We start from the raw sequence: 13,050 nt of genomic DNA, 5'->3' as shown, positions 1-13,050 counted from the left end.
CCGAGCTGGGGCCATGACCATCCGCGCCGACCGTCGAACCCGATCCCGATGCGGTCAGGCCCAACGGCCCCAAGGCGCCTTTATCTGGAATTGGAGTGGAAATGATGCAGCGACGCGCATTTCTGGCGGCGGGAGCGAGTCTTGGCCGCGGCCTCCGCGACCCCAGGCTTCGCCGCGCCGGTCCTCTCCGCCGACAATTTCGGTCTCACGCTGGAGCAGGCCAGGCGACGTAACGGCTGGATCGAGATCGACGCCGCGGCGTTCGAGGCCAATATCGACGCCGTGAGGGCGGTCATCGGCTCGGTGCGGCTATGCGCGGTGATGAAGGCCGACGCCTATGGCAACGGCGTCGCCCTGCTGATGCCGTCCATCTTGAAGAAACAGATCGGCGAGCTGGCCATAGCCTCGAACGACGAGGCCAGGGTCGCGCGGCGGCTCGGCTATCGCGGCCGTCTGGTCCGCGTCCGCGCCGCGACGGCGGCGGAGATGGAGGATGGTGCTCCTTTCGCCGTCGAGGAGCTGATCGGCAACCCCGACGCGGCCGCGCATCTGCAGGCCTTGGCGAAAAAGTCCGGTCGGCGACGGTGGCCGGTGCATCTCGCGCTCAACAGCGGCGGCATGTCGCGCAACGGGATCGAGCTTTCGAGCGAGTACGGGAAGGCCGACGCCCGCGCTGTGCTGGGGTTCGACAGACTCGCGATCAAGGGCGCGATGACTTACTATCCGAGCGAGGAAGAAGCCGACATTCTCGGCCAACTCCATCTTTACCTGGAGGACCTTGCCTGGCTGCGATCGCGGGGACTGAGCACTGACGGCGTCCTGCGTCACACCGCCAACAGCTTCGCCACGCTCAAGCACCGGGAGACATGGCTCGACATGGTGCGGGTCGGGGGGCTGCTTTACGGCGATCCGGGCTCGGTGGCGGTCGATACCTATCGGCCGACCATGGCGATCAAGTCGCGTATCGCGGCGATCAATCACTACCCCGTCGGCCAGACCGTCAACTACGACCGCACCTATCGGCTCGAAAGGGAGAGCTGGCTCGCCAACATTCCGCTCGGCTATTCAGACGGCTATCGGCGCGGTTTCAGTCATGCCAATCGTCCGGAGTTTCCCGCCGAGGAGCGCAATCGAACACAGGTGCTGATCCGCGGTCGCCGCTTTCCCGTGGTGGGGCGCGTGACGATGAACACCATGATGGTCGACGTGACGGACGGGCGGGACCTGGTGCGTCCTGGCGACGAGGTCGTGCTGTTCGGCGCGCAGGGCGGCGAGAGGATCACGCAGGCCGAGTTCGAAGCCAATAGCTCCGCCTATGGTCCCGAGATGCTCGCCGTGCTGGGCGCCACGCTCCCGCGCGTACTCGGAGCCTAGGCCCATGGGAGCCGGTCTTCCGAGCCGCCGGAAACAGCCGAACGAACGCAGGCTATTTCACCCGCGATCGTGATCGGCGGGCAAGGCCGTGCTCATGCGACCCTGGTCATCTTGAAGATGCCTTGCGCATTGGCGCTGTCGAACCGCAGGTCCAGGCGTGTGGCGCCCGTGTCGTCGACGAAGGTGTCGCGGGTGATGAACTCGTGGAACGAGCCCGGCACGGCGCGGGTCTCTAGCCCCGCGTCGGTGACGAAGTCGCGCGAAACGGGCTGCGCCTTGAAGGCGGTCTGACGCACGCGCCCGGAGGCCGACACTTCCACGGCGTCCTTGATCGGCCGTCCCAACGCCTTCTGGGCGTCGGCGATGGCGTCGACATCGGGAACGCGGTCCGTGGCGTGGTTGAAGGCCTGGCCTTCGGTGGCGATCCACGCGGCTTCCGCCGACTCCGCCTTCAGCGCCTCGTAGTGTTCGAGCCGGACCGGACCGTGCGTGCGCGCGAAGGCGGCGACGAGTTCAGGCAAGGCGGCGCGGGCTTGGTCCAGATCGCATCCGCCCGCCGTGGAAAAGGCTTGCAGCGCGGCCTTGGCGGCGGAGCCCAGGGTGTCGGCGGAGGAATCGAACACCGCGTGGGCGATGACCTGGAAGGCCGGGGAGAAGCGCTCGACGTGAAGCTCGCTGACGAAGAACTGCGGGATCATGTCGGGCTTGTCCGCGTGGGCATAGGCGCGGCCGGTCATCTTCAGGCCGTCAAGCGGATAGACATCGGCGACCGCGTAGCCCAGCGGCTCAAGAATCCGGGCGAAGGCCTTGTGGCCGCCTGGCAGGGCGCCGGTCGGGGCCGGCGCCGAAATCGATCGTCCGCAAGGCGCCGTGGTCGAACAGGATCTTGTGACCCTCGGCGCGGCGGTCGGCGACATAGGCGGCGCCCATGGGAACCCGGTTCATGACGTCGTGAAACAGGACCGCAGTCAGAGCCATGGCGAAGACGGCGCGCGAGACCGGACCCTCGGTTTCGGCGCTGAGGGCGGGGTCGATCTCCAGGATATCCAGGATCGTGGCCGCGGCCTTCTGGCCCACGGCCGAGGCGACGAGCGTGGAGAGGTGAGACATGGTTTCAGGTCCTCAGACGTCGAAGGTCACGCCCTGCGCCAGCGGCAGGGTGGTCCCGTAGTTGATGGTGTTGGTGGCGCGGCGCATGTAGGCTTTCCAGCTGTCGGAACCGGCCTCGCGGCCGCCGCCGGTCTCCTTCTCGCCGCCGAACGCCCCGCCGATCTCGGCGCCCGAGGGGCCGATATTGACGTTGGCGATACCGCAATCGCTGCCCTCGGCGGATACGAACAGCTCGGCCTCGCGAATGTTCAGCGTGAAGATCGACGAGGACAGGCCCTGGGCCACGTCGTTCTGGGCGGCGATGGCGTCGCTCAGCTCCGCGTAGCGCATGACATAGAGGATCGGGGCGAAGGTCTCGTGCTTGACGATCTCGGCCTGGCGATCGATCTCGACCAGGGCGGGGGCCGCGTAGAAGGCGTCGGGCCCGGCCGCGCCGACGCGCGCCCCGCCGCTCACACGACCGCCGGCCGCGCGGGCCTGATCCAGCGCCGCCTGCATGGCGTCGAAGGCCGCCTCGTCGATCAGCGGCCCGACCAGCACGCCGGGCGCGCGCGGATCGCCGACGGGGACGGTCGAGTAGGCGGCTTTCAGCCGGGCGACGAATGTGTCGTAGACGCTCTCGTGCACGAACAGCCGGCGGAGCGTGGTGCAGCGCTGGCCGGCCGTGCCCATGGCGGCGAACGCCACGCCCCGAGCCGCCAGATCCAGGTCGGCGGAAGGCGCGATGATCGCCGCGTTGTTGCCGCCCAGTTCGAGCAGGGCGCGGGCGAAGCGGGCGGCGAGGCGCGGCCCGACCTGACGGCCCATCGCGGTCGAGCCGGTGGCCGAGACCAACGGAACCTTGGGATGATCGACGAGGACCTCTCCCAGCGCCCGTCCGCCGATCAGCAGTGTGGAGAGGCCCTCGGGCGCGTCCGGCCCAAACTTGGCGCGGGCCTTCTCGAACAGGGCCTGCACGGCCAGGGCGGTCAGCGGCGTCTTCTCGGATGGCTTCCAGACCACGGTGTCGCCGCAGACCAAGGCCAGGGCCGCGTTCCAGGACCAGACGGCGACGGGGAAGTTGAAGGCGCTGATCACGCCCACCACGCCCAGGGGGTGCCAGGTCTCCATCATTCGGTGCGACGGGCGCTCGGTCGCCAGGGTCAGACCGAACAGCTGGCGCGACAGGCCGGTGGCGTAGTCGCAGATGTCGATCATCTCCTGCACCTCGCCGAGGCCTTCCGAGGTGACCTTGCCGGCCTCCAGGGTGACCAGCGCGGCGAGGTCGGCCTTGGCGGCGCGCAGTTCCTCTCCCAACAGGCGGACCAGTTCGCCCCGGCGTGGCGCGGGAACCTTGCGCCAGGCCAGAAAGGCCTCGTGGGCGGCGTCGATCGTGACGGCGGCCTCGTCGACGGTATGTTCACGGAGGTTGGCGAGGGTCTCGCCGGTGACCGGCGAGCGGGCCTTCAGCGCGCCGGCGTCGAGGATGGCGGGGCTGACGCCCAGGCGTTCCAGCAAGGCGCGCGCGTCGGCGATGGCGGAGGGCAGTTTGCTCATAGGGATCCTGAAGGCGAAGACGTGGTGGGGGCGAGCCGGACGCTGGCCGACCCTTGTCCGAAGACGGCGGCCACGGCGGCGGAATAGTCCTGGATGGCGCGGGGCGTGAAGCGGTCGTAGGCGTCCTGAAAGGCGCGTCCCAGGCCGTGTTCGCCGCTGAAGCTGGCGCCGAAGCCGTCGATGGCGAGCGTCAGAACCGCCTCGCGCAAGGCCGCTCGGCGTTCGGGCGTGGTCGGACCGACGAGGTTGAAATGGATCCCCCCATCCGCAACGTGGCCGAAGTCGCAAAGGGCGTAGTCGGGGAAGTTCGCGTCGAGCATCGTCGTGGCCTCGGCCCGGAAACGGGCGAGGTCCCGCCGCCGGAAGCTGAGATCGAAGCCAACGACCGAACCGCTGGCGCGCAGTCCTTCGGATAGAGAGTGGCGCAAGGCCCACATTTTCGCCGCCGAGCCGAACAGGGCGTCCGTCAACGGACCGTCGTCCTGTTCCAGCAGGCGGCCGGCGATCAGCTGAAGGGTTTCGTTCGAGGGGTTCCTCGCCCCCGCGCGGCGCCCAAGAGCGGGTCAGTTCGACCAGGACGGCGTAGTCCGGCGTTCCGCCGGAGAAGGGGTTGGACAGGGAAGGAACATGAGCGATGGCGCGTTCCATCGCGGCCTTGGACATGCCCTCGAATGCGGTCAGCAGGGGGCCGGCCTCAGCCTCGAAGGCTGAGAGCAGAGAGAGAACGGCCTCCATGTCGCGCGGGATGAGCAGGGCGGCGGCCGTCTGCCGCGGGCGATGGTGGACCTCGATCGTGGCCTTGGTGATCACGCCAAACGCGCCGCAACCGCCGACGAACAGTTGCCGGAGCGCGATCGCGGCGTTGTCCTTGCGGAGGCCGTATGAAAGCGTCAGCACCGTGCCGGCGGGATCGGGAAGCACGACCTCCAGCCCAAGGACGTGGCGGCGCATGTCGCCATAGCGCAGGAAGCGCGCGCCGCCCGCGTTGGTGGCCGCCATGCCGCCCACGGTAGGATCGGCGCCGAGGTCGATCGGCAGGAACAGGCCATGAGGCTCGAGCGCGGCGTTCAGGGCCGAGAGGCGCACGCCAGCGCCGACCTCGGCGGTCCGATCGGCGACGTCGATCTCCAGCGGCGTGTTCAGGCGGTCCAGGGACAAGACCAGATGCGCGCCGCTGGAGTCCGGGGTCGAACCCTCGGCCAGGCCCGTGTTCGCCCCCTGCGGCACGAAAGGCAGGCCATGCCGCGCACAGTAGCCGACCACGGCCGAGACCTCGCTGGTGCTGGCGGGACGCAACACCGCCGCCGCCACGCCGGCGGCGTAGCGCGCGGGCGTCTCGTAGCGGGCGCGATCGGCCGGATCGCTCACCACGCCGGTGGGGCCGACCAGAGCCTCCAAGGCGGCCAGATGGGTGGCGAGATCTGACATGTCAGGCCGCGATATGTTCGACCTGCGGCGGGGCGTAGCGCCGGCCGAACCGGTTGGCCAGGAAATCGGCCAGGGCGACATCCTCTTGCCGCACGAAGCCGGTCGACGGCAGCTTGCCTTCGGCCAGAAGGTCCAGCACGGCGCAGATGCCGGCCGCGGTCGTGATCTGGATCGCGCTCCGGGGCCGGCCGCCGATCGGGGCGCCGTAGATCTTCTGGGCGTAGGTCTCCTGCATCAGGCGACCGCCGCGCAGACCGCTCACGCTGACGAACACGATCACCACGTCCTGCAGCGTGGCGGGCAAGGCGTTTTCCAGGATGTCCTTGAGCACCTCGCGCCGATCGCGCAGGCGCAGATCGTTCAGCAGCGCCTTCATGAAGGCCGCGTGGCCCGGATAGCGGATCGTGCGGTACGACAGGTTTCGCACCTTGCCTTCAAGCGTCTCGCACAGCGTGCCAAGACCCCCGGAGGTGTTGAAGGCTTCGTAGAGGACGCCGTCCAAGGCGAACTCCTCGCGATCCTCCAGCGGCTGGGTCTCGCGACGCACGCCGCCGACGATCGCTTCGCACGGCTCGCAATACTCGTTGATCAGGCCGTCGGTCGACCAGGTCAGGTTGTAGTTCAGCGCGTTGGACGGAAATTGCGGCAGGGCGCCGACACCCATCCGCACGTCGTAAAGTTCGTCGAACCGTCGCGCCAAATCGAAGGCCGCGATGGTGATGAAGCCTGGCGCCAGGCCGCACTGAGGAATGAACGCGCTCTTCGCGTCCTTGGCCAGGGCCTTGACCGCACGGGTGCTGGCGACGTCTTCGGTGAGATCCAGATAGCGGGCGCCGGCCGCCTTCGCGGCTCGGGCGATGGCGACGGTCAGATGGAAGGGCGCGGCGCTCAAGACCGCGAACTTGCCGGCCAGCAGCGCATTCAGGGCGACCTCGTCGGTGATATCGACAGCGACCTTTTTCACCGGGGCGCTGGTCTCCAGCCGCTCCAGCGCCTGGGCCGAGGCGTCCGCCACGGTCACGGCGTAGTCGCCGCACCCCGCCAGCATCTCGGCGATCATGGACCCGATCTTGCCGCCGCCGACGACCACAACCTCTTTCATGTCTTCCATTCTCCGATGAAGAGCGCGGATCCATGATGCCGGTCGCATAAACGATTTATAGTGGCGCTATCGTCGAAATGCAGGGAAAGTCCCGTCGAAACGAAGGGGAATTTCGGCAGAATGACGATCGACGCCGTTGACCAGAAATTGCTCGCCGCCCTGCGGGAAAATGGCCGCGCCTCGACCGCCGACCTGGCCCGGCGGGTCGGCCGATCGCGCACGACGGTTCAGAGCCGCATCGAGCGTCTCGAAAGAGACGGGATCATCATGGGGTACGCCGTCCGCCTGTCGCCGGACCACGAGCATGGCGCCGTGCGCGCGCATGTGATGATCAAGATCGCGCCCAAGGAAAGCCGAGCCGTGGAAGCGGCGCTGAGAGCCATTCGCGAAGTGCGGGTTCTGCATTCCGTGAGCGGCGACTTCGACATGATCGCGGTGGCGGCCACGACGTCGGTGGCGCGAATGGATGAGATCATCGACAGCATCGGCCATCTGCCGGGCGTCGAGCGCACGACCTCGTCGATAGTGCTGTCGACCAAGTTCGACCGATAGAGTCCGGAAGGGCTGATACCGCTCTGGATAAGCGCCGCGCAGACCCGAACGATGCGGACGCGGGCCTCCGCGTGGTCGGCGTAGCTGTTTGAGGCCGTCACAATCTGCTTGGGCCTAAAGATCCAGGATCCGAGCGACTTTTCGCGCAGGGGTTCGGCCGGCGCTGAGGTTTGGGTGGGCGATGTTTACAACTGGCGCGCTCGACCCATGAATCGCTCCACTTGTGATTACTTCAGCGCCGCCGCGCTGCGAAGTGCGCCAACAGTGTTTGCCTTGATGCTGCGTCATATTGTCCGTTTCGAGCTCCTGGGAGAACGCCGCAATCTATAATTAACGCGGGCGCGTGAGCTTGGCCTTAATTGCAGGAGCGTCGCCTCTACGCTCCGGGATCTTAAGAAGGCCTCGAACAATGCTGAAATCGCTCGCCCGGACGGGAAAGGCTCTCGAAGGGGCTCAGATCCTGGAAGCTCTGCGCGCCAATGTCATGGTCGCGGACGCCAAGCTCAACATCACCTATCTGAACACGGCGCTGACCGGGCTTTTGTCCGAAAACGAGGCCGATATCCGTAAGGAGCTGCCAAACTTCAGCGTCGCCAAGCTGGTCGGCGCCAACATCGATATATTCCACAAGAACCCCTCGCATCAGCGGGGGATGCTGGCCAAGCTGACCAAGCCGCACGCGGCGACCATTCGTGTCGGCAAGCTGGCGTTCGATCTTCTGGTCACCCCGTTGCGCGCGGGCGACAAGATCTCGGGGTACGTGGTCGAATGGGCTGACGCCAAGGAGCGTTTGCTGAACGTCGACTACACCGCCCAGATCGCCGCGATCAGCCGCTCTCAGGCGATGATCGCGTTCGAACTCGATGGCACGATCATCGACGCGAACGAAAACTTCCTCAAGACCATGGGCTATACCGCCGCCGAGGTTATCGGGCGCAAGCACAGCATGTTCGTGGAGCCGGCCTATCGCGACAGCCCCGACTACGTGAACTTCTGGAACAGCTTGAAGCGCGGCGAGTACAACGCCGCGGAGTTCAAGCGGGTCGGCAAGGGCGGCGCAAGCGTCACCATTCAAGGGTCTTACAACCCGATCCTCGACGACAAGGGCAATGTGGTGAAGATCGTCAAGTTCGCCACCGACGTCACCAAGCGCGTCGAGGCGGTGAACGAGATCGGCGAGGCCCTGACGGCGCTGGCGCACGGCGACCTGCAGCAGAGGATCGACAAGACGTTCATTCCCGAGCTGGATCAACTGCGCCTGGACTTCAATCGGGCGCTGCAGACCCTTCAGGGGACCATGCAGCAGGTCGGCCGCACCGCCGAGACCATCAAGGCCGGCACCGAGGAAATTCGCAGCTCGTCCGACGACCTTTCCAGGCGCACCGAGCAGCAGGCCGCCAGCCTTGAGGAAACAGCAGCCGCGCTCGACGAGATCACCGCCACGGTCAAGCGCGCAGCGGAGAACGCCAAGCAGGCTTCTACGGCCGCGTCGAGCACGCGCGGCGACGCCGAGAAGTCCGGCGCGGTCATGCGCGAGGCCGTCCAGGCCATGGGCGAGATCGAACAGAGCTCGAGCCAGATCACGCAGATCATCGGGGTGATCGACGAGATCGCCTTCCAGACCAATCTTCTGGCGCTCAATGCCGGGGTCGAGGCGGCGCGCGCCGGGGAGGCCGGTCGAGGGTTCGCGGTCGTCGCCCAGGAGGTGCGGGCGCTGGCCCAACGCAGCGCCGATGCGGCCAAGCAGATCAAGACCTTGATCGCGAGCAGCACCTCGCAGGTGGGGCGCGGCGTGAAACTGGTCGGCGACACCGGCCAGGCCCTGTCGCAGATCGTCGAAAAGGTCGCCCAGATCGACGCCTTGATCTCGGAGATCGCCACCTCGTCCCAAGAGCAGGCCGTCGGCCTCAACGAGGTCAACGCCGCGGTCAATCAGATGGATCAGGTCACCCAGCAGAACGCGGCCATGGTCGAAGAGGCCACCGCGGCGGCCCACTCCCTGCGCGAAGAGACGCTGGTGCTTGGGGACCTGATCGGCAAGTTCCAGTATGGCGGCGCCCATGCCGCGATAGCGTCGCCGGAGCGGGCGGCGCCCGTCCACGCCGCCCAGCAGAGGCCCAAGGCTTTCGCTCAAAGCCGGCCCGGCGCGATCGGCGCCACGGCCTTGAAGGTCGACAGCTGGGAGGAGTTTTGATGCAGGACGTGTTGGCCAACGGCCGGCTGGAGCTGATCTCCTTCGAGATCAGCGGTCAGGCGTTCTGTATCGACATCTCCGTCGTGCGGGAGATCCGAGGCTGGACGCCCGCGACGCCTATGCCCAACACCCCAGACTATATTCTCGGCGTCATCAATCTGCGCGGGGCGGTCATGCCCGTCTTTGACTTGCGGAGCCGTTTGGGTCTCGGGCGCACCGAGCCGTCGTCTCGCAACGTCATCGTCGTCGTCCAGTCGGCGAGCCGACTGGTGGGGCTGCTGGTGGACGCGGTGCAGGAAACGTTCATGGTCGACGCCGATGTGCTGCAGGCGCCGCCGGTGATGGCGTTGAACGCCGAGGCCTTTGTCGACGCGATCATCCCGCTGGAGGGCCGCATGTTGAGCCGCCTTGTGGTCACGGCTCTGATCCCTGGCGAGGCGGCCGCGGCGGCTTAGCCGGCCGATGCGATCGGAGCTTTCCCGGGTGTCGAAGCTGGGTTCGCTGGATGGCGTGTCCTGCCGCTGGTGGGCGACGCCAGGGCTACCGATCGCGTAAGCTTGGTCTCGGCGGTCTCGGCGATCGCTCGATCTCGACCTGGGAGCGGCGCAGGCAAGGCGCCGGCCACCTCCGCCGGTCCGCGTCTGATTTCCGCGAGTTCCTCAAGGTCCAGTCCTGGCCTTGGCCAGGCGCGCCGCGCGCACGCGATCGGCATTATCCGTCCGAAATGTTCACTCTGTAGGCGGTGAACACCGTCAATGGGCGACTCGCTTCCCGAGCCATTGATGGCGAATTTGTGGCGTACCAGCGTGGAGATTGTAGATCTTATACGGGAGCGGCGGGTTCATGTCTCAAGTGGGTGTGCTGAAGAGTTTCCGGTGGCGCCTTTTCGCCGGCGTGGCCCTCGCGGCGGGATCGGCCTTAAGTCTCGCCGCCAACCCGGCCGCCGCGGCCGGGCAGGCCGCGAGCCCGTCGCCGGAAGAAAGTCAGGTCGAAGAGGTGGTCGTCACCGGCTCGCGCATCGTGCGCAACGGCAACGAGGCTCCAACGCCGACAACCGTTCTGTCGGCGGCCGACATCCAGGAGCGCAACCCGACCAACATCGCCGACTACATCACCCAACTGCCCTCGATGGGCACGGGCAATACGCCACGCACGACGACGCTGTTCGCCAACGCCACCGGCGGCGCGAACCAATTGAGCGCCCGAGACTTGGGCGTCACGCGGACGCTGGTGCTGCTGGACGGCCGCCGCGTGGTGGGCTCGGGCATGTCGCCGGCCGTGGACGTCAACCTGCTGCCACAGAACCTGGTGCAGCGCGTTGATGTTGTGACGGGGGGAGCCTCGGCGGCCTACGGCTCCGACGCCGTCGCCGGCGTCGTCAACTTCATCCTCGACACCGGCTTCACCGGCCTCAAGGGCGGCGTCAATTTCAGCCAGACCGATCGCAGCGACGGCCGGATCGCCTCGGGCGACCTGGCCTATGGCCGCAAGTTCGCAGGCGGCCGCGGCCATCTGCTGCTGAGCGGAAACTACTATAAAGGCGATCGGATCGATTTCTACGACGACCCCCGCGACTGGTTCCAGCCGGGGCTTCGATTGATGAACAATCCCAACTGGACGGCGACGAACGGCCAGCCTGGACAGATCGTCCGCACCGACGCGGGCTACAACAGCACGCCGGGCGGCGTGATCGCGTCAGGGCCGCTGATGGGCATGGCCTTCGGTCCCGGCGGGACCGTCGGTTCCTTCGCTTTCGGCCCCATCCAGCAGGGCCAGGTGCAGGCCGGGGGCACGGTTGAGTCCATGCCGATCCGCGGGGCCCTGCTGCCCGACGACGAGCACTGGAGCATCTACGGTCGCGGCAGCTACGAGCTGACCGACAAGATCACCGCCATCTTCGAGGCCAGCTACGCCGGCAACGACACCGTCAACTGGTCGGCGGTCTACAACCGCCAGGGCTCCACCGCGATCACGATCAACAGAAGCAACCCGTTCCTGCCGGTGGTGACGCAACAGGCCATGGATCAGGCGGGCGTCACCTCGTTCCAGATGAACCGGCTGTTCTACGACATGATCAACACGCCGGGCTCCCACATCGGCGAGGCCGGCTACAATCGTCGGCAGGATCGGGTTCTGGCGGCGCTGGAGGGCCGCTTCCTCGAGAGCGGCCGCTGGCGGGCCTACTATCAGCACGGTCACAGCAAGGTCTGGTACACCCGCGACAACAACATCATCCTTGGACGGTTCAACCAGGCGATCGACGTCATCGCCAATCCCGCGACGGGCGGCGTGTCCGGCGTCGCGGCGGGGGCTCCGATCTGCCGCTCAACTCTGACCAATCCCACCAACGGCTGCGTTCCGATGAACCTGTTCGGCGAGGGATCCCTGGGCGCCGCGTCGATCGCCTGGGTCACGGGCGCCGCCGAGGGCCTGCGCACCCGCCAGGATCTCGACTTCAACCAGGACGTCTGGTCGATCGACGGCCAGTACAGTCCCTTCTCGACCTGGGCCGGTCCGGTCTCGATCGCCACGGGCTTCGAGTACCGCAAGGAGACCTTCTCCTCTACGGCCGACTCTTACTCCCTGCAGTCGCTCTGGAACGTCGGCAACTACAAGGGCGGCGCCAACGGCTACAACGTCAAGGAAGCCTTCGGCGAAATCCTCGTCCCGCTGCTCAAGGACGCCGTCGTGGCCAAGAGCCTTGAGTTCAACGGCGCGATCCGTCGGACCGACTACTCGACCAGCGGAAAGGTCACCACCTGGAAGGCGGGTCTGACCTGGGACATCAATAGCGATCTGCGCCTGCGCGGCACCCGCTCGCGCGACATCCGCGCGCCCAACCTGAACGATCTGTTCGCTCCCAGCAGCCAGTTCGTGAACGCCTATCTGGACCGGACTCAGGCCGGGAGCCCTCAGGTCCCCAACATCACCTTGAGCGGCGGCAATCCGAACCTGAAGCCGGAAATCGCCGACACCTGGACCGGCGGCGGCGTCTACCAGCCCCATTGGGCGCCTGGCCTCAGCCTGTCGGTGGACTGGTACAAGATCGATATCGCCGACGCCATCACGGCCGTCGGCGCCCAGCAGATCATCGACATGTGCTACGGCTTCAACCGGCCGCAGAACCCGGCGGCCTGCGAACTCGATCGTCAAGGCGCCGGGCGCGACCAACCTGGTCAACGCCACCATCTACACCAGCGGCATCAACGCCCAGACCGTCGCTGTCGAGGGCGTGGACTATGAAGTGGGCTACCGCACCACGCTCGACCGGTTCAGCAAGACGCTGCCCGGCGCGATCGGCTTCCGCCTGTTGGTCTCGCAGCGGCTGAAGGACGAGACCGTCCTGCCGGGCGACGTCGCGCCCCCGACCCTGGGCACCGTCGGGAGCCTCAAGTGGCGCGGCCTCCTGACGACGACCTATGTCGCCGGTCCGAGCCGCACGACCCTGACCACCCGCTATCTTGGCAAGGGCAGGATCACCAACCAGCCCGAAACCAGCCGCACCGGCATTCCGGAGGCCTATAACCACGTGGACGCGGTCTGGTACTTCGAGCTTGCCGAGAACTACGACATCACGGTCGCCGGCCGGAAGATCACGCTGTTCGCGGCGGTGGAAAACCTGTTCGACCGCGATCCGGAGCCGATCCCCAGCAGCGGCACCTCCTTTGGCACCAGCGCGCCCTACGATCTGCTGGGCCGCTCCTACCGCGCCGGGATGCGCTTCCGGTTCTAGGCGGCGCCATCAAGGCAAAAA

11 protein-coding genes and 1 pseudogene are annotated in these 13,050 nt (G+C 66.9%); 6 read left to right on the top strand and 6 right to left on the bottom strand.

Going from position 1 to position 13,050, the window contains the following annotated elements; genetic code table 11:
* The first annotated feature begins 141 nt into the window (after positions 1–141).
* Positions 142–1,374 carry an alanine racemase gene (gene alr / locus ACHMW8_RS24985; protein WP_395444113.1) on the top strand — a complete coding sequence of 411 codons (1,233 nt, stop codon included), beginning with the start codon at positions 142–144 and terminating at the stop codon, positions 1,372–1,374.
* A gap of 92 nt (positions 1,375–1,466) precedes the next feature.
* On the opposite strand, the gene ACHMW8_RS24980 is transcribed toward alr, so the two are convergent.
* The 6 genes and pseudogenes from ACHMW8_RS24980 to ACHMW8_RS24955 form a co-directional block, all read right to left on the bottom strand.
* Positions 1,467–2,156 carry a 2-oxoadipate dioxygenase/decarboxylase family protein gene (locus ACHMW8_RS24980; protein ID WP_395446052.1) on the bottom strand — a complete coding sequence of 230 codons (690 nt, stop codon included), beginning with the start codon at positions 2,154–2,156 and terminating at the stop codon, positions 1,467–1,469.
* A gap of 4 nt (positions 2,157–2,160) precedes the next feature.
* Positions 2,161–2,484, bottom strand: coding sequence for a hypothetical protein (locus tag ACHMW8_RS24975; RefSeq protein WP_395444112.1), 324 nt, complete (start codon positions 2,482–2,484; stop codon positions 2,161–2,163).
* Positions 2,485–2,496: 12 nt separating this feature from the next.
* Positions 2,497–4,020: an aldehyde dehydrogenase family protein gene (locus ACHMW8_RS24970; RefSeq protein ID WP_395446051.1), complete on the bottom strand. Its 1,524-nt coding sequence runs from the start codon at positions 4,018–4,020 to the stop codon at positions 2,497–2,499.
* Positions 4,017–4,457, bottom strand: coding sequence for an FAD-linked oxidase C-terminal domain-containing protein (locus ACHMW8_RS24965; protein ID WP_395446050.1), 441 nt, complete (start codon positions 4,455–4,457; stop codon positions 4,017–4,019). The genes ACHMW8_RS24970 and ACHMW8_RS24965 overlap by 4 nt, the downstream gene beginning before the upstream one ends.
* Positions 4,458–4,965: 508 nt before the next feature.
* Positions 4,966–5,448 (bottom strand): annotated as a pseudogene (locus ACHMW8_RS24960) (FAD-binding oxidoreductase); the annotation flags it as partial.
* Position 5,449: 1 nt separating this feature from the next.
* On the bottom strand, positions 5,450–6,550 hold the full coding sequence (locus tag ACHMW8_RS24955; RefSeq protein WP_395444111.1) for a saccharopine dehydrogenase family protein: 1,101 nt from the start codon (positions 6,548–6,550) through the stop codon (positions 5,450–5,452).
* Between the two features lie 120 nt (positions 6,551–6,670).
* On the opposite strand from ACHMW8_RS24955, the gene ACHMW8_RS24950 reads away from it, so the two are divergent.
* The 5 genes from ACHMW8_RS24950 (at position 6,671) to ACHMW8_RS24930 (ending at position 13,029) form a co-directional block, all read left to right on the top strand.
* A complete protein-coding gene (locus ACHMW8_RS24950) occupies positions 6,671–7,102 on the top strand; it encodes an Lrp/AsnC family transcriptional regulator (RefSeq protein WP_125159249.1) in 432 nt (143 codons plus the stop codon).
* A 409-nt stretch (positions 7,103–7,511) separates the two neighbouring features.
* Entirely contained in the window at positions 7,512–9,296 is a 1,785-nt protein-coding gene (locus tag ACHMW8_RS24945) for a methyl-accepting chemotaxis protein (RefSeq protein ID WP_125159248.1), read from the top strand.
* A complete protein-coding gene (locus tag ACHMW8_RS24940; protein ID WP_125159247.1) occupies positions 9,296–9,751 on the top strand; it encodes a chemotaxis protein CheW in 456 nt (151 codons plus the stop codon). Before ACHMW8_RS24945 ends, ACHMW8_RS24940 begins: the two co-directional genes overlap by 1 nt.
* 388 nt (positions 9,752–10,139) lie before the next feature.
* A complete protein-coding gene (locus ACHMW8_RS24935) occupies positions 10,140–12,539 on the top strand; it encodes a TonB-dependent receptor plug domain-containing protein (protein ID WP_395444110.1) in 2,400 nt (799 codons plus the stop codon).
* Positions 12,529–13,029 carry a hypothetical protein gene (locus ACHMW8_RS24930; protein WP_395444109.1) on the top strand — a complete coding sequence of 167 codons (501 nt, stop codon included), beginning with the start codon at positions 12,529–12,531 and terminating at the stop codon, positions 13,027–13,029. Before ACHMW8_RS24935 ends, ACHMW8_RS24930 begins: the two co-directional genes overlap by 11 nt.
* Positions 13,030–13,050: the final 21 nt, after the last annotated feature.

This window comes from Caulobacter sp. UC70_42, assembly GCF_044056025.1.
Taxonomy (GTDB): Bacteria; Pseudomonadota; Alphaproteobacteria; order Caulobacterales; family Caulobacteraceae; genus Caulobacter.
Note: the sequence above shows the minus strand (reverse complement) of the source record. Positions and strands in the feature narration are given on the sequence as shown.